General features: G+C 41.5%; 17 protein-coding genes. 10 read left to right on the forward strand and 7 right to left on the reverse strand.

Going from position 1 to position 21,916, the window contains the following annotated elements; translation table 11 throughout:
• Window positions 1-20: 20 nt before the first annotated feature.
• A complete protein-coding gene (locus CXF93_RS13155) occupies window positions 21-755 on the reverse strand; it encodes an ABC transporter permease (protein ID WP_101062943.1) in 735 nt (244 codons plus the stop codon).
• Complete coding sequence (locus CXF93_RS13160; protein ID WP_101062944.1) at window positions 752-1,471, reverse strand: Crp/Fnr family transcriptional regulator; 720 nt, start codon at window positions 1,469-1,471, stop codon at window positions 752-754. The genes CXF93_RS13155 and CXF93_RS13160 overlap by 4 nt, the downstream gene beginning before the upstream one ends.
• Before the next feature lie 267 nt (window positions 1,472-1,738).
• Here CXF93_RS13160 and CXF93_RS13165 point away from each other — a divergent pair, with 267 nt between their 5' ends.
• The gene (locus CXF93_RS13165) at window positions 1,739-2,992 is read left to right on the forward strand and encodes a uracil-xanthine permease family protein (protein WP_198551658.1); all 1,254 of its coding nucleotides are present in this window, start codon (window positions 1,739-1,741) and stop codon (window positions 2,990-2,992) included.
• A 280-nt stretch (window positions 2,993-3,272) separates the two neighbouring features.
• Here CXF93_RS13165 and CXF93_RS22480 read toward each other — a convergent pair whose 3' ends face one another.
• Window positions 3,273-3,482, reverse strand: coding sequence for a DUF503 domain-containing protein (locus CXF93_RS22480; protein WP_369832216.1), 210 nt, complete (start codon window positions 3,480-3,482; stop codon window positions 3,273-3,275).
• A gap of 390 nt (window positions 3,483-3,872) precedes the next feature.
• On the opposite strand from CXF93_RS22480, the gene CXF93_RS13175 reads away from it, so the two are divergent.
• Complete coding sequence (locus CXF93_RS13175) at window positions 3,873-5,663, forward strand: hypothetical protein (protein ID WP_101062946.1); 1,791 nt, start codon at window positions 3,873-3,875, stop codon at window positions 5,661-5,663.
• Window positions 5,664-5,826: 163 nt separating this feature from the next.
• Here the strand turns inward: CXF93_RS13175 and CXF93_RS13180 are convergent, their stop codons facing one another.
• Together CXF93_RS13180 and CXF93_RS13185 are read right to left on the reverse strand one after the other, a co-directional pair.
• Entirely contained in the window at window positions 5,827-6,243 is a 417-nt protein-coding gene (locus CXF93_RS13180; RefSeq protein WP_101062947.1) for a GFA family protein, read from the reverse strand.
• Between the two features lie 36 nt (window positions 6,244-6,279).
• Window positions 6,280-6,495: a dodecin gene (locus tag CXF93_RS13185; RefSeq protein ID WP_101062948.1), complete on the reverse strand. Its 216-nt coding sequence runs from the start codon at window positions 6,493-6,495 to the stop codon at window positions 6,280-6,282.
• Between the two features lie 81 nt (window positions 6,496-6,576).
• Between CXF93_RS13185 and CXF93_RS13190 the strand changes: the two genes are divergently transcribed.
• The 3 genes from CXF93_RS13190 to CXF93_RS13200 all read left to right on the forward strand — a co-directional run bounded on the left by CXF93_RS13190 (window position 6,577) and on the right by CXF93_RS13200 (window position 8,999).
• Complete coding sequence (locus CXF93_RS13190) at window positions 6,577-7,299, forward strand: SGNH/GDSL hydrolase family protein (RefSeq protein WP_101062949.1); 723 nt, start codon at window positions 6,577-6,579, stop codon at window positions 7,297-7,299.
• Window positions 7,300-7,632: 333 nt separating this feature from the next.
• On the forward strand, window positions 7,633-7,998 hold the full coding sequence (locus CXF93_RS13195) for a hypothetical protein (protein ID WP_101062950.1): 366 nt from the start codon (window positions 7,633-7,635) through the stop codon (window positions 7,996-7,998).
• Window positions 7,999-8,072: 74 nt separating this feature from the next.
• Window positions 8,073-8,999, forward strand: a complete 927-nt coding sequence (locus tag CXF93_RS13200) for a diguanylate cyclase (protein ID WP_101062951.1) — start codon at window positions 8,073-8,075, stop codon at window positions 8,997-8,999.
• Window positions 9,000-9,123: 124 nt separating this feature from the next.
• Here the strand turns inward: CXF93_RS13200 and hrpA are convergent, their stop codons facing one another.
• Entirely contained in the window at window positions 9,124-13,032 is a 3,909-nt protein-coding gene (gene hrpA, locus CXF93_RS13205; protein WP_101062952.1) for an ATP-dependent RNA helicase HrpA, read from the reverse strand.
• Window positions 13,033-13,534: 502 nt separating this feature from the next.
• Between hrpA and glpT the strand changes: the two genes are divergently transcribed.
• Window positions 13,535-14,896: a glycerol-3-phosphate transporter gene (gene glpT / locus CXF93_RS13210; protein WP_101062953.1), complete on the forward strand. Its 1,362-nt coding sequence runs from the start codon at window positions 13,535-13,537 to the stop codon at window positions 14,894-14,896.
• A gap of 140 nt (window positions 14,897-15,036) precedes the next feature.
• Here the strand turns inward: glpT and CXF93_RS13215 are convergent, their stop codons facing one another.
• Window positions 15,037-15,456, reverse strand: coding sequence for a CBS domain-containing protein (locus CXF93_RS13215; protein WP_101062954.1), 420 nt, complete (start codon window positions 15,454-15,456; stop codon window positions 15,037-15,039).
• Between the two features lie 396 nt (window positions 15,457-15,852).
• Between CXF93_RS13215 and leuC the strand changes: the two genes are divergently transcribed.
• From leuC to CXF93_RS13235, 4 genes are all read left to right on the forward strand, one after another.
• Entirely contained in the window at window positions 15,853-17,253 is a 1,401-nt protein-coding gene (leuC, locus tag CXF93_RS13220; protein ID WP_101062955.1) for a 3-isopropylmalate dehydratase large subunit, read from the forward strand.
• A gap of 31 nt (window positions 17,254-17,284) precedes the next feature.
• A complete protein-coding gene (leuD, locus tag CXF93_RS13225) occupies window positions 17,285-17,905 on the forward strand; it encodes a 3-isopropylmalate dehydratase small subunit (RefSeq protein ID WP_101062956.1) in 621 nt (206 codons plus the stop codon).
• 149 nt (window positions 17,906-18,054) lie between these two features.
• Window positions 18,055-19,584 carry an alpha-isopropylmalate synthase regulatory domain-containing protein gene (locus CXF93_RS13230; protein WP_232784203.1) on the forward strand — a complete coding sequence of 510 codons (1,530 nt, stop codon included), beginning with the start codon at window positions 18,055-18,057 and terminating at the stop codon, window positions 19,582-19,584.
• 401 nt (window positions 19,585-19,985) lie between these two features.
• Window positions 19,986-21,908: a PrkA family serine protein kinase gene (locus tag CXF93_RS13235; protein ID WP_101062958.1), complete on the forward strand. Its 1,923-nt coding sequence runs from the start codon at window positions 19,986-19,988 to the stop codon at window positions 21,906-21,908.
• Window positions 21,909-21,916 lie beyond the last annotated feature (8 nt).

Below are 21,916 nucleotides of genomic sequence, written 5' to 3' on the forward strand. Positions count from 1 at the left end.
AGATATAAGTATTGTACAATTTAGTCTTTAATCGACATGACAGGCTTAGTAGACATCACTGGTTTTATCAGAGATAAGAAAAATGCAGCTGAAATAACCGATGAACCAAACAACATGCACATGATCATAATTTGATAACGTACCGCAATAAAGGGTGATACACCTGATAAGATCTGCCCTGTCATCATCCCAGGTAATGACACTAATCCCACAGCAAATAAGGCATTAGTGATGGGGATTAACGAGGCTTTTAAGGCAATACGCCGTGCCACAAAATAATCTTCACCGCGCGCCATTTCGGCCTGTAAACGTTCGGCAGACAAACTGACACTGTTCATCGCATTGGCAAATGCCATCCCTGCTAACGGCACCATGTATTGTGGGCTGTACCAAGGGTCTAACCCAAGCACACCCGCACTCATGACAAATAAGGTAAAGCCACCACCAAGTGTTACAGACAGTAATGCATACTTGTACATTTTCCAACGCTGTTCAGGCACTGCTCCCAAGGCGATCCAGCTGGAGGCGATCACCATGACTAACAACACGAACACCACAATTCCCGCACTATGGGATTCGAAGATGTATGACAAGAAATAACCAATTAGCAATAATTGAATCAGCATACGCGATAATGCATACAAACCATTTTTAATCGGCAAGCGCCACTGCATTAAAATAACCAGCGCCACCAGCACTGGAATAAACGCAAAGGCTAAATTAGAAAATGAGATCACCTGAACGGCGTTGCTCATGAATTGCCACCCATCACTGCTTGCACTGGAATATCAGAAGCTGCATACAAGGCATCAATATTGATAATACGAATATGGCCTCTTTTCTCTTCGATTAGGCCTTCTTTAGCTAGTTTTTTCAGTAACCGCGAAAAAGTTTCCGGTTGGATAGACAACAGTGACGCCAGTGTGCGTTTCGGTATATCGAGTTCGATAACGCCTTCATTTCCGTCTTTGTTTTGAATATTCTGCATTAAGAATAACAACAAACGGTTCTTCGCATTTTCCACCGATAACATTTCAATTTCAGAAAGGTTATGGTGCAAACGAATACTCATATTCGCCATAATTGCGATGCCCGCTTCAGGGTTACTTTTAAGTATTTTAAGATAGGTACTATTATCAAACGCGATTAATTCACTTGTCGATACCGCTTGTGCAGCAACAGGATAGAAGGGTTTATTCTTAAACATCAGTGCTTCAGCAAAAGTATTTCCTTCGCGCATCACTTCAACCACTTTCTCTTGGCCACTTGGACTGGTGCGGTAAATTTTAAGGTGTCCCTGTAGCACGAGATAAAAACAATTGGCTTTATCGCCTTGATGGAACACGTTTTCTAATGGCTCAACTGTATATGTTTTGGCAGTACTGAATAACTGCTTAAATTCAACATCGGTAAGTGCTGAGAACAAATGGTGAGCAGATACTATGTCGATGATACGGGTGTCGGTGATCATGAAATCCAACTTTTAATGCGGTTGTTATCTAGCGATGAATGCGGTGTATTCGACATCGATTAGAAGATAGGGTTAAACAAATGATAATAGGTAATATAATGCCATGATTTTGGTTTTAAACAAACCGCACATTAGTGACGCACTCTCACATAATAACCGCAAAATTGACCTCTTACCCAAAAAGTCGTGGTTTTATCTATTTTTAATATCAATGACGTTTCCTTTATGCTACCTTCCAGCCGTTTATTTAAAAATGGAGATAAAATAATGCAAATTTTGCAAGGTCTACAGATGCTATTCGTCGCATTTGGTGCCCTAGTACTGGTTCCCCTGCTTACAGGTCTGGATCCAAATGTCGCACTTTTCGGTGCCGGTCTCGGTACGTTGGTTTTTCAAGTTGTAACTAAACGTTCTGTTCCTGTTTTTCTTGCTTCTTCTTTTGCTTTTATTGCCCCGATCATGTTCGGTGTGCAAACCTGGGGCATAGCTAGCACCATGGGTGGCTTAATGGCAGCGGGTTTCACCTATGTATTATTGTCGGCAGTGATTAAATTCCGCGGTGTGGCAATTATTCATAAATTATTACCTCCTGTTGTGGTTGGTCCGGTGATCATGGTGATTGGCCTTGGTTTGTCTCCTGTTGCCGTCAACATGGCTATGGGTAAAACTGGTGACGGTGCAATACAGCTAATAGATAATGAAGTCGCGATCATTATTGCTGCTATCTCATTATTTACCACAATTGCAGTCAGTGTGTTTGGCCGAGGTCTACTTAAACTGATCCCAATTATGGCTGGTATTGTTGCAGGTTATATTGCTAGCCTAGCTTATGGCATTATTGACTTTGCACCTGTTAGCCAAGCAAGTTGGTTAGCACTACCAAACTTTACTTACCCAGAATTTAACATCAATGCCATCTTATTTATGATCCCCGTTGCGCTAGCACCTGCGATTGAGCATGTCGGTGATATTCTGGCTATTTCCAATGCCACAGGTAAAGACTATCTGAAAAAACCTGGCTTACATCGTACCCTTGCTGGTGACGGACTAGCAACAATGGCTGCATCTATGTTTGGTGCGCCGCCAAATACCACATACAGTGAAGTAACTGGCGCAGTGATGCTAACCAAAGCATTTAACCCTGTCATCATGACATGGGCGGCTGTGATCGCACTGGTATTGGCATTTGTTGGCAAACTCGGCGCGTTACTGCAAACCTTCCCGATACCTGTGATGGGTGGCATCATGATCTTACTGTTCGGTACAATCGCAACAGTTGGTCTGAATACCTTAATTACCAATCGTGTTGACCTGCATAAGTCGCGCAATTTAATCATTGTGGCGGTGACATTAGTATTCGGTATTGGTGGTATGGCATTTGGTGTTGGCGATTTCAGCCTGCAAGGTGTTAGTCTATGCGGTATCGTGGCTATTATCTTAAACTTAGTATTACCTGATGATTTAGGTGATAACCATGTGGTTGATAAAGTAGAAATAGATACCGAAGTTAGTGCTAAATAATTAACGACTGCGGTTAATGATTATTTACAGTTTATGACTATTTAAATAAAAAGCAGGTGAACGCTGATATGTATCGGTTATCACCTGCTTTTTTAGTATGCGCCGCATAAGATCTTGGATTAACCTTATTAATAACAGTCACTAAAATAGGCATTTTAGGGTCAAGTAATGTAAAATTTGTAACATCAGACATAGCATAATCACGAGGCAAAAAGGCGAACTGTAGGCACTCCTGTTCGATAGCCGTGATGGTGGTATCAGCAGCCTCTGCACAAAGGGTTCAGATCCTGGCGGCAGTTGATTCCAGCAGGTGTTTGTCACTGCCGACAAGGCCGACCGCTAAGGTAGTACGTTGCCATTTATCCTGATAACCCACCTCTGCCACAGAAGCATTGAATTTACTACGGATGTGATCCTTGAGTCCACGTACCTCGCGTCGTTTGTCTTTCAGCGATTGAGCATGAGGGATCATAAGTTCGATGGTCAACAAGGTGACGAAGCAGGTTTACCGTTGATAGAATACCCCACTAGACATTTTAGATTTCGCATGTAAAAGCTATAGCCGACAACAACTACTTTCACAACACTGGTAAAGCAAAAACTAGCGTTATCTGGTTTCAAGATTGCTACAGATATTCACGATGACTTGCTTGGCATCAAGTGATAAGACTAGATTTATGCCTGATCTTTACTATATTTTCAATTGCGAGGCACAGATTATTAGGCTGGCAATCAATGTACACATAAAGGGGGCAAACCTGTCTTAAGCTTTGCCACCCAATAGCAGAGCATCCATGACTGCTGCCCGATACTAACCTCGCAGTTCCCTTATAAGCAAATAGGCTACACGAGATAAAATACCGATAAAGGAGATAGCTAAATGAAATATTTATTATCTTTGGGTGTGTTATTTATCACTTTAATTCTCCCCTTGCCATCAAACTCAATTGACTGGCCAGGATGCAGCGTAGAAAATGAAAATTGTATCCCTAATCTCATCTTAAACAACAGCTTTGAAGAAGGTGACTATTCCCCGACAGAAACCCCAACGTCTTGGGGAAAAGACGCATGGCGGTTCTCATCTGCCATTTTCACCTGGGATGATACCCAGGCACGAATAGGTGATAAGAGTGTAAAGATTGATGCGCCAGTTACCAATGACGCAAGGTGGATCCAAACGGTCGATGTTGAATCCAACAGCTGGTACTCCCTGTCCGGTTGGATAAAAACGGAGAACGTTGCAACTTCTCCAGGTGCCAGTTTGTCGCTATTAGGCCCCCGACACTGGGAACATTCAACCGGCGTATTTGGCAGCCAAGATTGGACTCCCAACAGCCTGCTATTTAGCTCCGATGATGATATACAGATTATCATCGGTGCCCGTCTTGGCGCAACAGGCGGGGATACTACCGGCACAGCCTGGTTTGATGATCTGCAACTCAAACGGCTTGTTCCTATGGACCCAGCTCCAAGCTGGAAGATCCTTATACTTATCTATCAAAACACCGATTTTCAGATGACTGATGGTGAAGGCATCTTCCACCATTACGTTGCGTCTATGACCCAGGATGAAATGGATCGGGCCACAGAGGCTGCCACAGCATTTGTTGAAACCGATATTCCTGCCTTGACCAGTGGTAATATGATCCCTGAGATAACCGTTCGATACCCGGATCATGCACTAACTCAACTCAGTCCAGTTGGTAGCGGCTGGTGGCCGTCAAAGATAGATACCGCTTCGGATCGTGATCCGCGATTTGATTCCGTGATTGTGATTTGGGACACTAGGGCAACCGATACAGAGACTGGCGAAGATACCTGGATCGGATTTGCTGATGGTCTCGCAGCGCACACGGGTACAGGCCAAACGTATGTCTCGATGCAAATTGATGCTGCCATAGCCCGTGGCCACCGCAACGTGTTTAAGCATGAATGGGGCCATTCCATCCTCTTTCATTTTGATGCTATGGGGATAACACCCAAACCCACCGTCGGCAACCATGCGGAGCCAAAACAGTATGTCAATTGCGAAACAGGTGAATTCTATGTTTGGGTGGATGAAAACGCACAAAATCCGAATATTCCAAATTCCATCTATAATAATGAATCAGGGTTTACCCATGACTATTACTCAGGTACCACGGCTACCGCAGAACAGCCCGAAATCTGTCTGGGCATAACATCAGATGCATGGGCAATGGGTGGGCCTGTTAGTAATTCTGCCAACATAGCTGCTCTTCCTGACGCAATTGACGTTGACATCAAGGTTAAACTCGGTAACAGCCACAACGTCATCAACCCGCGTAAACGAGGCAAAATTTGGGTCGCTATCTTGTCAGACGATGACCCTGATTTGCCGTTTTATCCCGCATCACAAATCGATGTATCCAGCGTTGAATTTGGCCCCGACGGCGCACAAGCAAAACGCCACAAAGAACGTGATATTAATGACGACGGGATTGACGACCTGTTACTTAAATTTAAGTTATCACAAACAGGTATAGCTTGCGGAGACAGTGAAGTGACACTAACTGGTGAAACATTTGACGGTCAGCTCCTTACCGGAACCGATTCTATCCAGACGGTAGGATGCAGGAAGAAAAGTAGGCATGATGATGACGTTTATAAGGAACGTAACAGAAAACGTCATGACTATGTTCACCGCAACTAGGTATTCACGTAGCTATGCTCTCCCAAATATGTTCAATAATCAGATTTGGGAGAAAGGCCATTAAGCATTTATTTAGTATATTGCAGGTCTTTATCTCGCTCAGAAAGTACCTTAAATGAAGCTGAGTTCGGACAACTAAGATTCAATAGACAAGTACAATGGCTTATTTTGGAAAACCGGCAAACGTCGGCGCATCTAAAGCCGCATCGTACCAAGGTGCCCGCTCATGCCAAAATATATTGTCTTGTGGCGCTACATTGAGCACAGTATCTTCGTCGACATCCAGTGAACCCGCAGGCACGATTAAGGTTTTGCCTTTATTGACTAAATACGGCACGCCAGTACCACACTCGGTGCAAAATACTCGGGCGAAATGACGGTTGGGATAATCAAAACGCTTGGTTTTATCCGTTCCCGCTAACCAGGTAACATGACTAGGCTGACAGAATAGATTGGATGCGTGAGCAGAGCCGGTGATCTTTTGACACTGCTGACAATGACACAAATGAAACTGACTAAAATCATTAGTCACTTCAAATTTAACCGCGCCGCATAAGCAGCCACCTGTTATTTTACCCATCTGTTACTTCCTTATAATGTAGCGCATTGCAATAAACTAACTATCACTAATACGGAAACCTATTTTTAACGTCACTTGAAAGTGCCCTACCGCCCCATCAACAATGTCACCACGGGTTTCAGTCACTTCAAACCAATCCATATTTTTAACCGTTTTATTACACTCCGCCAAGGCATTTCGAATCGCTTCTTCAATACTAGTTTTAGATGAACCGACCATTTCAATTTTTTTGTAAGTATGATGATTTGACATAGCTAACTCCAATTAAACATAAAACAACCTAAGTGTAAATATAGCTCGGTATTGCTATGATGGATGAAACAAGGAGGTTTCATGTTCAAATCATTAAGTAAATTGTTAACTAAAGTCGTCTATGCGCCAATCATCATTGCGCAAGGCCGTTATGTAAAGAAGGTAACGCCAAAACTGCCTGAAGCAGCTGGAGAACGTTCCGGTATCACTGGTGAAGGACAAAAAATAAGACTGCTTATTGTCGGAGATTCTGCTGCAGCAGGTGTTGGCGTCGATAATCAATCGCAAGCATTAACAGGAAACTTAGTTTCTGCATTATCCGACTGTTATCAGGTTGACTGGCTGTTGTTAGCTAAATCAGGGCATACCACATTAGACAGCCTGAAAATGCTATCGGCACAACCCCAGCAAACTTTCGATATTATCGTCACTTCATTAGGTGTAAATGATGTCACTGGCACCCTACCCGCATCAGCTTGGATAATACAACAACAAGATTTAATCGCCCGATTACGAGAGCAGTTTAACAGCCAACAGATCCTTATCACCCAAGTACCACCCATGGGTCAGTTTCCTGCACTACCGCAACCGTTACGACGTTATCTAGGTGCAAGAGCATCACAATTTAACCGTAAGTTAACGACTCTAATTGACAGCCAAGTTGATTGTCAGTTAATTGATATCAATGCGGAATTAAACCCTGAGGATATGGCTGAAGATGGTTTTCATCCAGGACCTGTCATCTATCAACACTGGGCAGAACTGGTTGCTGAAAAAATTAAATCGCAACACAGCTACAAGTAACGGCAATAAAAAGCCCTGTATCAACAGGGCTACTTAATCGAACCTCAATTCAACATTACGTCAGCACATACAACAACTGTGTAAACCACTGTATAAAAATAGAAACGAGCACTGTATATCTCACCACTCGCGAGTAATCTACTGTATTAATTATAACAAAGTGTCATTGAGCTCAGATTTCACAATCACAATAAAAAACCAACCAACTGATAATTAACAATAAAATAAATAACCGTTCATATTGCTTAATATAAAAAGTAATAAATACTTGCAAACACCTGCCTAAAATACTACTGTATATAAAACCACTGGATGTAACAACAGGTATCGACCATGCAAACTAAATCTTTTATATATAACGCGAACGCTTCTGCACATAACAATAACTTCCTTAATGCTGATAACGCCGTAATTGAAGATAACCATGGTCAATGGACTGCTATCATTGCACCGCCAATGACGCTTACCGCTGCACTGTTGTCACAGCATGGTATTAGCGCTAATAGTGCGTTAATCATTCACAAGGCTAAAATCAATAATAAATTCCACACATTATTGAAAGCTGCTCAAAGCCCGACTATCTCAGCAGTCGTAACCTGGGATGACGAGCTAACAGCGGACGAAATATTTCAAGTTAAAGCCACGATGAAAAGCTATAACACAGAGTGTGTGATACAGAGCAATAAAAAATTACACTAACGAAACAGATACTTGCTATATTTAGTTATTAGATCCGTACATTGAATAACGACTAGATAGAGCAAGGACTGCCGATGAAGATCCTCATAATCGATGATTCCAAGATTGAACGAGTAATTATTCGCTCATACTTACAACATCTTAATCACGAAGTCTTTGACGCTGAGAACGGTGAAACAGGCATCGCACTTTTTGCTAAATGTAATCCAGATATTGTATTACTTGGAGTGGTGCTGGCTGGCATTAATGGCTATCAAGTAGCAACACAAATTCGCCAACAATTCGCTGACTGGGTGCCTATCATTTTCCTGAGTGGTAAAACAGCACCAGAAGATGTGATGATTGGTATTCAAGCAGGTGGTGATGATTACTTACCAAAGCCCATCCAAAAACAAATACTCATCGCAAAAATGACCGCCATGGAACGCATTGCCGCAATGCGTACCCAACTCTTAAAAACCAAGAACGATTTAGAGTTAGCCAATGAAGAGTTAGGTCGTCTTGCCACTCTCGATGGTTTAACCGGTATTGCCAACCGTCGACATTTAGACATCACAGTAGCGAAAGAACTCGCACGTGCACAGCGTCATCAACAACCACTAACCTTTATTATTGCTGATATCGATTTCTTTAAAAAATACAATGATCACTATGGCCATATTCAAGGTGATGAATGTTTAAAAGCAGTGGCCTCTATACTTGATAATTCGCTGCGTAGACCATTTGAGCTAGTGGCTCGTTATGGTGGCGAAGAATTCTGTATGTTATTACCCAATACTGATACTGCAGGGGCAAAGTTAGTCGCTGAAAAGTTAGTTAATGCGGTTCGTTCATTAGAACTTAGCCATGAAGGTATCGACGAACATGCAATTGTAACCATGAGCTTTGGTGTCATCAGCCAGATCCCTGACCGAAGCATGACCGTAAAGAGTCTGATGTTACAAGCAGATGAAAAACTCTATCAAGCCAAAGAAAATGGCCGTGATAGGTGGGTCTTATAAACAAAAAAAGGAAGCAATTTTAATCTACCATGATTAAGATATTGCTTCCTTTTTACATTTTTAGCATAGTCTAATGCTGTGACAATAGACTAATACGGTTTATTACATAACGCCTGAATAATGCCTACAAACCCGCTTTAAAGTCTGCAAACGCCATTTTAACGCGCTTAATGGATACCGGGTAACTTGTTCCTAATTGCTGAGCAAACAGCGATACACGTAACTCTTCAAGCATCCAACGTAGTTTTAATAACTCATTTTGTTGTGCAAGCGTTAATCTAGGCATTTTCGTTAGCTGGATATAGCTTGCTAATAGTGGTTGAACCGCCACTGCATTACCACGATCACGCACAGGATCAGCTTTAAGTTTATTTAAACGATGTTCAATAGCGCCAATATAACGTTGTACATCCGCTAATTTTTTAACGCTAGTATGAGTCACAAAGCCACTATAGATAAGGTTACCTAATTGCGCTTTAATATCACCATTAGCAACTATCATATCTAACGATACTTTGCCTTTAAGTTGCTTATGCACTTGATGAGCAGCGGTTAAAATTTTCTCAACCTGTTTCGCTACTTCAACGGTTTCATCAGCAAGATTCGCACGCACCAATTCTTTTAATGCTTCAAAACTATCGGCATCACTCGGTGCTGGTTGCGTGGCGATGATGCTATCCACAGCACAAGAAATACAATCATGGATCAAGTCTGTCACCTTACCAAACGGATTAAAATACAACCCAAGTTTGGCTTTATTCGGTAACTTCTGCTCAAGGTATTTAATCGGTGACGGTACGTTGAGTAAAATCAACCGACGTAAACCCGCTTTCGCGGCTACCGCTGCATCTTCTTGATGATCGAACAGCTTAATTTCAACCGAGTTTTTGTTATCAACTAATGCTGGATAGGCTTTAACTTCATAACCACCATGCTTTTGTTTAAATTCAGCAGGTAATTTACCAAAGTCCCAAGTAATAAGGTCTTTTTTCTCAATACCTTTATCAGCCACTTTCACTAAGGTTTGTTGAATATTACCCTGTAATTGTTGCTTTAACGCGCCGAGATCATCACCAACACTGATCTTCTTAAGATTTTCATCAACGATCTTGAAATGCATTTTAAGATGCGTTGGCAACGTTAATAATTCCCACACATCTTGGTCTAACCGTACACCTGTCATGCGTAACAATTGCTTATTTAAACTAGCCTCTAATTCACCTTGGCTAGGATCCATATTTTCTAATGCCGCACCCGCATAATTAGGGGCTGGCACAAAATTACGACGCAATGTTTTTGGCAGCGCTTTGATCATGGTAATAATCAATTCTTCACGTAACGCCGGGATCTGCCAATCAAAACCTTGTTCATTAATTTGATTGAGGATCGCTAACGGAATAATCACCGTAACACCATCTTCAACCGTACCCGGTTCAAAGTTGTATTCTAGTTTGAACTTAAAGCTGTTTTGAGTCCAAAATTCTGGATAACTGTGTGCAGTAATAGACTCTGCATCATGTTTCATCAAACGTGCTTGGGTTAACGTTAATAGATCCGGTGTTTGCAGGATCTCTTTTTTCCACCAGCTATCAAAGTGACGCCCAGAACAAACGTGCTCAGGAATCACATCCGCATAGAAGCCAAATAGATCATCATCACTGACCAGAATGTCACGACGACGCGATTTATGCTCTAGTTCGTGAATACGCTCCACTTCGGCCATGTTGTGCTTGAAGAACGCATGTTTGGTGTTGAATTCACCTTCAACTAAACCACTGCGAATAAATATTTCACGACATATCGCTGGATCAATTTGGCTGTAGTTAACCATGCGCTTAGCTACAATAACCAATCCATACAAGGTAACTTTTTCAGCAGCAACAACCGCAGCACGGCGTTTTTCCCAATGTGGTTCACTGTAAGTTGATTTATTTAAATGGGTGGACAGCGGTTCAATCCATTCTGGTTGGATCTTGGCAGCAATACGACCAAATAAGCGCGATGTTTCCACCAACTCGGCAACCATCACCCACTTAGGTTGTTTTTTAAATAACCCTGAGCCAGGAAAAATATTAAATTTACTGTTACGTGCACCAGTGTAATCTTGGTCTTTATCTTTAAAACCAACATGACTTAGCATACCTGCTAGCAATGCTTTGTGGATGTTATCACTGTTGCTGATCTCACCCTCTTCGTTAAGCTTGACTGGATTAACGATAAAGCCAAGTTCTCTCACCACTTGCGACAATTGCGAGTAGATATCTTGCCACTCACGCACGCGCATATAAGCCAAGTAATCTTTCTTACACAAACGACGGAACTGCGATGAAGAGAGTTCATCTTGCTGCTGTTTGACATAATTCCAAAGATTCAAGAAAGTAATAAAATCGGATTCTTTATCATAAAAACGACGATGTTGCTCATCGGCCGCTTGTTGTTTTTCCATAGGACGTTCACGTGGATCTTGAATCGACAAAGCCGCGGTAATAATCATTACTTCATTTAAACAACCATTGGTATTTGCCTCCATCACCATACGCGCAAGTCGCGGATCAATCGGCAACTTAGCCAAGGCGATACCAACCGGTGTCAGGCGCTTATTATGATCAGCATTGCTGATATCAATCGCGCCTAACTCTTCCAGCAATTTCAGACCATCGGTAATATTACGGCTATCTGGTGGCTGTACGAATGGGAAATTAGCAACATCCCCTAACCCCAAAGCATGCATTTGCAAAATAACGGAAGCAAGGTTGGTACGCTGGATCTCTGGATTGGTGAACTCAGGACGATTATTAAAATCTTCTTCACTGTAAAGGCGAATACAAATACCAGCACTAACACGGCCACAACGACCCATACGCTGATTTGCACTCGCCTGTGATACAGCTTCAATAGGCAAGCGTTGTACTTTAGTGCGGTAGCTATAACGGCTGATACGGGCAGTACCTGGATCAATCACATACTTGATGCCCGGCACAGTTAATGATGTTTCTGCCACGTTGGTCGCTAACACCACACGACGGCCAACGTGACTTTGGAAAATTCGATTTTGCTCTGCATTCGTCAAGCGTGCATATAGCGGTAATACTTCTGTGTCACGTAACTTTAATTTGTTTAACGCATCAGCAGTATCACGGATCTCACGTTCACCGTTAAGGAAGACTAAAATATCACCTAGGCCTTCGCTCTGCAGTTCATCTACTGCCTCAACAATACCTTGGATTTGATCGCGTTCGTGGCCATCTTCTTGCTCTGCTAAGGCGTTATAACGCACTTCTACAGGATAAGTACGGCCAGACACCTCAATCATAGGAGCGTTATTAAAGTGCTTAGAAAAACGCTCTGGGTCGATAGTCGCAGAGGTAATAATCACTTTTAAATCTGGTCGACGATTAAGTAACTGTTTTAAATAACCAAGAATGAAATCAATATTTAAACTACGTTCATGGGCTTCATCGATAATGATGACGTCATATTTACTTAAGAAGCGATCTTGTTGGATCTCAGCCAGTAAAATACCGTCAGTCATTAGCTTGATATAACTTTTCTTACTGACGTTATCGTTAAAACGGATCTTATAACCAACATGCTCGCCAAGCTCTGAATCGAGCTCTTCGGCAATACGATTAGCAACAGTACGCGCAGCCAGTCGTCGAGGCTGCGTATGACCTATCATGCCATCAATACCTAACCCGAGGTCGAGGCATATCTTAGGGATCTGAGTGGTTTTACCCGACCCTGTTTCACCGGCAATAATTACCACTTGATTATTTAAAATGGCTTCGGCGATATCGTTACGTTTCTGACTAATCGGCAGAGATTCTGGATAAGAGACTACAGGTAAGTTATCAATACGCGACTGACGCAGGCTTACCGATGCTGCAATGTCTTGTTGCAGTTTCTCAACGGTTTTCTCTTGCTTTTCAGAAGGTAATTTTTGTGCTGCTTGCAAGCGACGTTTAAAACGAAAACGATCGGAATGCATACAGTTAGATAGCTCAGCCGTCAGGGATTTTAAGATACTCTGCATAATAGTTAGAAAACGCCCATTAACTTAGGTTAAAAGCGAAATACTATGCCAGTATCTATCGAATTTCAAATGATTATTGGATTTCAAATGAAATGCCTTCTTGCTCCTACCCTATAATCACCTTTAGTCGTTGTTATGGGATACTTTTTAGCCTATAGACACGGCATCAATAAAATATAAATCTAATCATAAACGGCACAAATTATTTACACTTTATACATATGAAACACCGAGATAGAGCCATCGCACCACTAAATGAGTAGTTAAAACCTGACTTAACAAGCTGTCACGATTAATTTACAAACGCGTAAATCACTAGGTTATTTAAATATGTTTATACACCCAGGCTATCCCGCTGATTTTAAACACATGTTTATTCGATCTCAGTCACATCAAAAACAGTCAAAAGAAAATAGAATCCATTCGATTTCGCTCGAACGAACATCACACCCTATAAAATGGTTATTAAAAACCATCAACACGTTGAAACTCGAGGTTATAAATGTTTGGTATTTTCAAACCGAAAGAGCATATTGCTCGTTTACCCGCAGATCAAGTTGACTCCACCTATAAATTCTTACGCTGGCAGTTATTCTTTGGTATTTTCTTTGGCTATGCAGGCTATTATTTAGTTCGTAAAAATTTCAGTTTGGCAATGCCATACTTGATTGAACAAGGTTTTAGCCGTGGCGATCTTGGTGTCGCATTATCGGCTGTCTCTATTTCGTACGGTCTATCTAAGTTCCTAATGGGCAGTGTCTCCGATCGCTCTAATCCACGCTATTTTTTAACCGCAGGGTTATTAATGTCCGCTGCTGTGATGTTTACTTTTGGCTACATGCCTTGGGCAACCAGCAGTATCACCGCCATGTTCGTTTTATTATTTTTAAATGGTTGGTTTCAGGGCATGGGTTGGCCTGCCTGCGGTAGAACCATGGTGCACTGGTGGTCTAAAAAGGAACGTGGCGAATTAGTCTCGGTTTGGAATGTCGCACATAATGTGGGCGGCGGGCTAATCGGCCCGATGTTCTTGCTTGGATTATGGGCGTTTAACGATGATTGGCGTGCTGCATTTTATGTTCCTGCTTTCTTTGCTGTAATCGTCGCCGTATTTGTCTGGTTCACGGTGCGTGATACGCCACAATCTTGTGGGTTACCACCAATCGAAGAATATAAAGATGATTACCCAGATGACTACAGTAAAGATCATGAACAAGAAATGACCGCAAAAGAAATCTTCTTCAAATACGTGCTCAATAACAAACTGCTGTGGTCGATCGCAATTGCTAATGCCTTTGTGTATATGATCCGTTACGGCGTTTTAGATTGGGCCCCTGTGTATCTAAAAGAAGCTAAAGGTTTCACCGTAGACGGTTCTTCTTGGGCTTATTTCTTATATGAATGGGCAGGTATTCCAGGCACCCTACTTTGTGGTTGGATCTCAGATAAATTATTCAAAGGTCGTCGTGCACCAGCGGGTATATTATTCATGGCCCTAGTGACTATTGCCGTACTGGTTTATTGGTTTAATCCTGCAGGCAACCCAATGATCGATATGGCAGCACTAATTGCTATTGGCTTCCTGATTTACGGACCAGTGATGTTAATTGGCTTATATGCTCTTGAGCTTGCGCCTAAGAAAGCGGCTGGTACAGCGGCTGGCTTAACAGGTCTATTTGGTTATCTCGGCGGCGCTGTAGCTGCAAATGCAGTACTGGGTTATACCGTTGACCATTTCGGTTGGGATGGCGGCTTTATGGTATTAGTCTGCTCTTGCTTCGCTTCTATCATTTGTTTAGGTTACGCATATATCGGTGAAAAACGTTTTCACGAGAACAAAAACAGTGATACTGCGGTTGCATAAATAACCGTTATTATTGGCAATAACTTTAGCGGCGACTTAATTATTCTCTTTAGAAATAAATTCGCCGCTATCTTACTGCTAAATTAAAATTAACTAAAAGTAACCAAACTAACAGTTCCTAAATTAAACTTAACTCAATATTAACGGCATTTTTCGTAGCAAGATTGCTGCTGTTTATCCATTGCTTTGAGTACATCACGACGTGAAATAATCCCAACTACCACGCCATGCTCGTCAATCACAGGGTAGCTCTTAGGTTTTGCTGATACCATTTTCTGTGCTAATTCAATAATACTGTCTTCAGACCTAGCTGTAAGCACATCAGATCTCATCAAGTCACCGACAATCGCGACCTCTTCGCAGTAATAACTCGATTCCAATAACGTTGCTAAGCAATCTTGTTCGGAAACCCATCCCACAAGCGCATCATTATCATCCACCACAGGAGCACCAATATGAGCCGATTTTAACAGCTTATCGACAGCTGTCGCAACAGGCATATCTACAGTTAACTTAACTGGCCGTAACTGCATATAATCAGATACTTTTAAAGAATTCATTCCCTTACCCCTTTAATATGTTAACCAATTGAAATAATGCATGGCTATTACTTAACCTAAGCATAGGTTATATGGATATTTCTACCATCAAGACCTTAAAATGGCTGAAATTACTTTATTTACAACATTGATAAGCAGTAAAGCAAAAAAAACTAACATATTGTAAAAAATAAATAACCCCAAAAAAAGCAAAAGCAGTAACATCTCAAACTGCTTTTTAACATATTTGCGATATTTAAAACCAATTAAATACTATTTATTGAAACTATAGACAACTGGACAATTATAATTACAACTTTTTATGAAATTATGTTCTTGAAGAAGGTCACACTATTGTCATAGTATCGAGGGATAAGAAATATTAATATCTCGCTTGATGAGAAGGGAAGCAAAGCAATGAAAAAAACAATGTATGAAAAGATTTGGGATTCTCACTTAGTTCATGAACCAGAGAATGGAACTCCAATACTTTATATCGATCGTCATTTGATGCATGAAGTAACAAGTCCTCAAGCGTTTGAAGGTTTAAAGATTCAACAACGTCCAGTACGTAACAAACATAGTATCCTAGCAACGATGGATCACTGCGTACCAACGGTTGACCGCCACCTGCCAATTAAAGATCCAATTGCCGCAAAACAGATCCAAACAATGGCGGATAACTGTGAAGAACACGACCTACTAATTTATGACATGGATAATGCTAACAACGGTGTTATTCATATTGTGGTACCTGAACATGGTTTTATCCACCCAGGTATGACTGCTGTATGTGGTGATTCTCACACAGCAACACACGGTGCATTTGGTGCGTTAGCATTCGGTATCGGTACGTCTGAAGTTGAGCATGTAATGGCAACTCAAACGTTACAACAGAAAAAATCTAAAACGATGCTAGTAAGCGTCGAAGGTCAACTATCTAAGTTCTCTACAGCTAAAGATATCGCGCTTGCTGTTATCGGTAAAATCGGGACTGCTGGCGGTACTGGTCATGTTATTGAATTCGCGGGTTCAGCAATTCGCGACTTAACAATGGAAGGTCGTATGACCCTTTGTAACATGGCAATCGAAGGTGGTGCTCGTGCGGGTCTAATCGCACCAGATCAAACGACTTTCGATTACATTGAAGGCAAAGAATTTGCACCTAAAGGCGATCACTGGGCTGCTGCACTAGCATACTGGAAATCGTTACCAACGGATGATGGCGCTGAATTTGACACTATTGTTGAGCTTAAAGCCGAAGATATTGCACCACAAGTAACTTGGGGCACATCGCCAGAACAAGTTTCACCTGTGACTGCAAACATTCCGTCTCCAACTGATTTTGATGACGTCATTAAATCGTCTGCATGTAAAGGCGCATTGTCTTACATGGGCATTACTGCTGGCGCACCAATCACGGATATTAAAATTGATTTAGTATTTGTTGGTTCTTGCACCAACGGTCGTATTGAAGACTTCCGTGCGATTGCTGAAATGACTAAAGGCAAAAAAGTAAGTGCTGCAGTACAAGCTATTGCTGTACCGGGTTCTTACCTTGTGAAAGAACAAGCAGAAAAAGAAGGTCTAGATAAGATCTTAATGGATGCCGGTTGGGAATGGCGTGAACCAGGTTGTTCAATGTGCTTAGCAATGAATGGCGATCAACTTAGTGAAGGTCAACGTAGTGCATCTACGTCAAACCGTAACTTTGAAGGTCGACAAGGTAAAGGTGGTCGTACTCACCTCGTATCTCCAGCAATGGCTGCCGCTGCAGCAATTGAAGGCCATTTTGTTGACATCCGTAACTGGGCGTAAGCTTTAGCACATTAGTGATCAAGGAATTAAAATGAAAGCATATAAAAATCATACTAGTGTTGCTGCATTGATGAATCGTAGTAACGTAGATACAGATCAAATCATCCCAAAACAGTTTTTGAAAAAAGTTGAACGTACTGGTTTCGGTATTCACTTATTTCATGACTGGCGTTTTCTAGATAACGGAGATGAAAATCCGGCATTTGAATTAAACAAACCTGCTTTTAAGGGTGCTAAGATCCTAGTTGCAGGCGATAACTTTGGTTGTGGTTCATCACGCGAACATGCGCCATGGGCAATTGAAGACTTTGGTTTCAATACCGTAATATCTACAAGTTACGCTGATATTTTTTATTCGAACTGCTTCAAAAATGGTATTTTACCAATCCGTGTAAGCAAAGATGAATTAGCTGCATTAATGGCTGAAATAGAAGCAAACGAAGGTGTTGAGTTCACTATTGACCTACCCGCGCAAACAGTAACAACGCCAGGTGGTATTGTTATTACTATCGAAGTTGACGAATTCCGTAAACAGAGCCTTATTGAAGGTGCTGATGATATCTCATGGACATTAAAGCATGAAGGTAAAATTACTGAGTTCGAAGAAAAAAATAAGCAACAGTTCCCATGGTTGTGGACTGAAGCGAGCTAATAATTCAATCCGACTCTGCAATAGCGACACTACAGCACTATTGTAGACTCGACTGAAGTAACGGCTTAAAGCGGATAGTTATAAAGTGGATAGTTATATTCTATCCGCTCTTTCCCTACAATTTGAAGCAGGTAGCAAATATGGAAATCATGCGCCCTCGAATCCAGTTAATGGATACTACTCTACGCGATGGAGAGCAAACCCAAGGTGTCTCCTTCACTCCCGAAGAAAAAGTCAGTATTGCCAAAGCCCTACTCCAATCTCTTAATGTAGATCGCATTGAAGTTGCTTCTGCACGTGTATCGCTAGGTGAAAAAAACGCAGTATCCTCATTAATGCAATGGGCGGAACAAGAACAAGTTGCTGAACGTATTGAAATATTAGGCTTTGTTGACCATACCAAAAGCGTTGACTGGATTAAATCCAGTGGTGCTAAAGTCATTAACCTATTAACCAAAGGCAGTGAGAAACACTGTACTGAACAATTACGTAAAACCCCTGCTGCACATATTTCAGATGTAAGAGAAACCATCCATTATGCTATGGAGCAAGGTTTAACGGTTAACATCTATCTTGAAGATTGGTCTAATGGTTATAGCGATAATCCTGACTATGTTTATAACATGATCACTGAACTATCCGATTTACCGATTCAACACTACATGTTACCAGACACGCTAGGTGTCATGTCTCCAGATGAAGTGCATACCAGTCTGTCGGATATGATCAGTCGTTTCCCGCAACTGCAATTTGATTTTCACCCACACAATGATTATGGCTTAGCAACAGCAAATGCATTAGCTGCAGCCAAAGTTGGGATTAGCGCCATCCATTGTACGGTTAACTGCCTAGGTGAACGAGCTGGTAATGCGTCATTGGCAGAAGTTGCGGTAGTATTAAAAGATAAACTCGGCATAGAATCATCAATCAACGAACAGCGTATCCATCAGATCAGCCAAATGATTGAAAATTTCTCAGGTAAAATAACCCCTGCAAACGCCCCTATTATTGGCGCTGACGTGTTTACCCAAACCAGTGGTATCCATGCTGATGGTGATAATAAAGGTGGCTTATATCAAACGGTATTAGGCCCTGAGCGATTCGAGCGTACACGCACTTATGCACTCGGTAAAATGAGTGGCAAGGCATCGCTTGAGAAAAACTTAGCAGACTTAAATATTGATTTAACTGCAGAGCAAAAAACGAAACTACTCGAACGCATTGTCACACTCGGCGATCAAAAGGCCATTATCACGCCTGAAGACCTGCCTTTCATCATTGCTGACCTATTAGAAAGTAAAGATTACTCGCACATTGAACTGCTCAACTGCTCAATAACATCGGGGTTAAACGTAGACTCGACTGCCAGTATCCGTGTTCGTATTGGTGATGAAATATATAAATCAGCCGGTTCTGGTAACGGCGGTTTTGATGCATTCAGCATGGCGATACAAGCTATAATGCCAAAGGTTGGTTTTGAATTCCCTAATTTAGAAAATTACCAAGTACGTATTCCGCCAGGCGGCAAGACCAGTGCCCTTACCGAAAGTTTCATTACTTGGGAACAAGATAACAAAACCTTTCGCACCCGTGGCGTCAGCTCGAACCAAGTATTTGCCGGGGTTCAAGCAACAATGCGCATGCTGAATAAACTACTTCACGAATCCATAACAGCATAGCCACACATCAATCCAGACTTACGTTAACCTGCATTTAGCGTAAGTCTGCCAATCAATTGAGTACTTCAATTAAGCTGTGTACGTCCTGAATCTCAATCCTAAAATATTTAATCATATTTTCGTAGGCTATACTTGATGTATATATCGCCATAACTACAACTTGCACTATAAAGACCCGCTAAACAACTCTAGCCAAATCTAACTCACTAATAAATGACGTCTATAAATTCAAACATAACGCATAACGTAACGCTATAAGAACAATAAAATGCTTATAAAACCGCAATTTAATTGCGCAATTTTGAAATCAAAGTCTAAATTTAGAAAAGAAGTAAGAAAAACTTCAGACTTGTAGATGCCAATTTCTGCAGATGCAAGTAATTACATTTTGGGGGTTACCTATGGGTATTTTTGAACATTATCAGCAAAGATACGAAGAAAGTCGTGAAGAAGAATATACGATCCAAGAGTTTTTGGATTTATGTCGTGACGACAAAACTGTATATGCATCTGCAGCTGAAAGATTACTACACGCAATCGGTGAGCCAGAAATGGTCGATACCGCGACTGATTCTCGCCTGAGCCGATTATTTTCAAACCGCGTTGTTGCACGCTATCCCGCTTTTAAAGATTTCTATGGCATGGAAGATGCCATTGAACAAATCGTGGCTTACCTAAAACACTCAGCGCAAGGATTAGAAGAAAAGAAACAAATTTTGTATTTATTGGGGCCTGTTGGGGGTGGTAAATCATCTTTAGCAGAAAAACTCAAAGACCTGATGCAAAACGAAGCTATTTATCGCATTAAAGGTTCACCTGTCAACGACCATCCATTTAGTCTATTTGACGTCAATGAAGATGCCAATATTTTACGCAGTGAATTCGGTATTCCAACACGTTATCTTGGCCACGTAATGTCACCTTGGGCAGCGAAACGCTTAAAAGAGTTTGGTGGTGATATCACTAAGTTCAAAGTGGAGAAAGTCCGTCCATCAATCCTCCATCAGATTGCCATTGCTAAAACCGAACCTGGGGACGAAAATAACCAAGATATTTCATCGCTCGTGGGTAAGGTGGATATTCGTCAATTAGAACATTTCTCACAAGATGATCCTGATGCATACAGTTACTCTGGCGCACTCTGTAAAGCCAACCAAGGTGTGATGGAATTTGTAGAGATGTTTAAAGCACCGATTAAAGTGCTCCATCCCCTACTTACCGCAACACAGGAAGGTAACTATAACAGTACCGAAGGTCTATCAGCCTTGCCTTTCGAAGGGATAATCCTTGCTCACTCGAATGAATCTGAGTGGCAAACATTCCGTAACAATAAAAACAACGAAGCGTTTTTAGACCGTGTTTATATTGTTAAAGTACCCTACTGCTTACGCATTAGTGAAGAACAAGCAATTTATCGTAAATTACTTGAAAACAGTGCGCTGCATAATGCTAAGTGTGCACCAGGTACACTCGATGCACTTGCTCAGTTCACCGTACTATCTCGTATTAAAGACCCTGAAAACTCATCTATCTACTCAAAAATGCGCGTTTATGATGGCGAAACCTTAAAAGATACCGACCCGAAAGCCAAGTCATATCAAGAGTATCGTGATTATGCGGGTGTCGATGAAGGTATGTCAGGGCTATCAACCCGTTTTGCTTATAAGATTTTATCCAAAGTATTCAACTTTGATCATGTTGAAGTGGCAGCCAACCCGGTGCACCTTTTCTATGTACTCGAACAGCAAATTGAACGTGAGCAATTCCCTCAAGATATTGCGGACCGTTATTTAGAGTTCTTGAAAGGTTACTTGATCCCGAAATATGTTGAATTTATCGGCAAAGAAATTCAAACCGCGTATTTAGAATCTTACTCTGAGTACGGTCAAAACATCTTCGACCGCTATGTCACTTATGCTGATTTCTGGATCCAAGACCAAGAGTTTCGCGATCCTGATACAGGTCAATTATTTGATAGGGAAGCATTAAATAACGACTTGGAAAAAATTGAAAAACCAGCGGGTATCAGTAATCCGAAAGATTTCCGTAATGAAATCGTCAATTTCGTATTGCGTGCCAGAGCCAATAACAGTGGTAAAAACCCAGCTTGGGTCAGCTACGAAAAACTCCGTACGGTTATCGAGAAGAAAATGTTCTCCAACACTGAAGAGTTGTTACCCGTTATCTCATTTAACGGTAAAACATCCACCGATGAACAGCAAAAACATGACAACTTTGTAGCCCGTATGATGGAGAAAGGCTATACCAAGAAACAAGTTAGACTGTTGTCAGAATGGTATTTACGTGTACGTAAATCATCATAATAGATTTT

It is taken from the genome of Moritella sp. Urea-trap-13 (genome assembly GCF_002836355.1).
Taxonomy (GTDB): Bacteria; Pseudomonadota; Gammaproteobacteria; order Enterobacterales; family Moritellaceae; genus Moritella.

Excerpts from the sequence above, each read along its gene's own strand:
- CXF93_RS13185 (WP_101062948.1), bottom strand. The coding sequence starts at position 6,495 with ATGTCAAATCATCATACTTACAAAAAAATTGAAATGGTCGGTTCATCT.
- CXF93_RS13165 (WP_198551658.1), top strand. The coding sequence starts at position 1,739 with ATGCAAATTTTGCAAGGTCTACAGATGCTATTCGTCGCATTTGGTGCC.
- CXF93_RS13175 (WP_101062946.1), top strand. The coding sequence starts at position 3,873 with ATGAAATATTTATTATCTTTGGGTGTGTTATTTATCACTTTAATTCTC.
- leuD (WP_101062956.1), top strand. The coding sequence starts at position 17,285 with ATGAAAGCATATAAAAATCATACTAGTGTTGCTGCATTGATGAATCGT.
- CXF93_RS13215 (WP_101062954.1), bottom strand. The coding sequence starts at position 15,456 with ATGAATTCTTTAAAAGTATCTGATTATATGCAGTTACGGCCAGTTAAG.
- hrpA (WP_101062952.1), bottom strand. The coding sequence starts at position 13,032 with ATGCAGAGTATCTTAAAATCCCTGACGGCTGAGCTATCTAACTGTATG.
- CXF93_RS13200 (WP_101062951.1), top strand. The coding sequence starts at position 8,073 with ATGAAGATCCTCATAATCGATGATTCCAAGATTGAACGAGTAATTATT.
- CXF93_RS13155 (WP_101062943.1), bottom strand. The coding sequence starts at position 755 with ATGAGCAACGCCGTTCAGGTGATCTCATTTTCTAATTTAGCCTTTGCG.
- CXF93_RS13180 (WP_101062947.1), bottom strand. The coding sequence starts at position 6,243 with ATGGGTAAAATAACAGGTGGCTGCTTATGCGGCGCGGTTAAATTTGAA.
- CXF93_RS13235 (WP_101062958.1), top strand. The coding sequence starts at position 19,986 with ATGGGTATTTTTGAACATTATCAGCAAAGATACGAAGAAAGTCGTGAA.
- CXF93_RS13160 (WP_101062944.1), bottom strand. The coding sequence starts at position 1,471 with ATGATCACCGACACCCGTATCATCGACATAGTATCTGCTCACCATTTG.
- glpT (WP_101062953.1), top strand. The coding sequence starts at position 13,535 with ATGTTTGGTATTTTCAAACCGAAAGAGCATATTGCTCGTTTACCCGCA.
- leuC (WP_101062955.1), top strand. The coding sequence starts at position 15,853 with ATGAAAAAAACAATGTATGAAAAGATTTGGGATTCTCACTTAGTTCAT.
- CXF93_RS13230 (WP_232784203.1), top strand. The coding sequence starts at position 18,055 with ATGCGCCCTCGAATCCAGTTAATGGATACTACTCTACGCGATGGAGAG.
- CXF93_RS13190 (WP_101062949.1), top strand. The coding sequence starts at position 6,577 with ATGTTCAAATCATTAAGTAAATTGTTAACTAAAGTCGTCTATGCGCCA.
- CXF93_RS13195 (WP_101062950.1), top strand. The coding sequence starts at position 7,633 with ATGCAAACTAAATCTTTTATATATAACGCGAACGCTTCTGCACATAAC.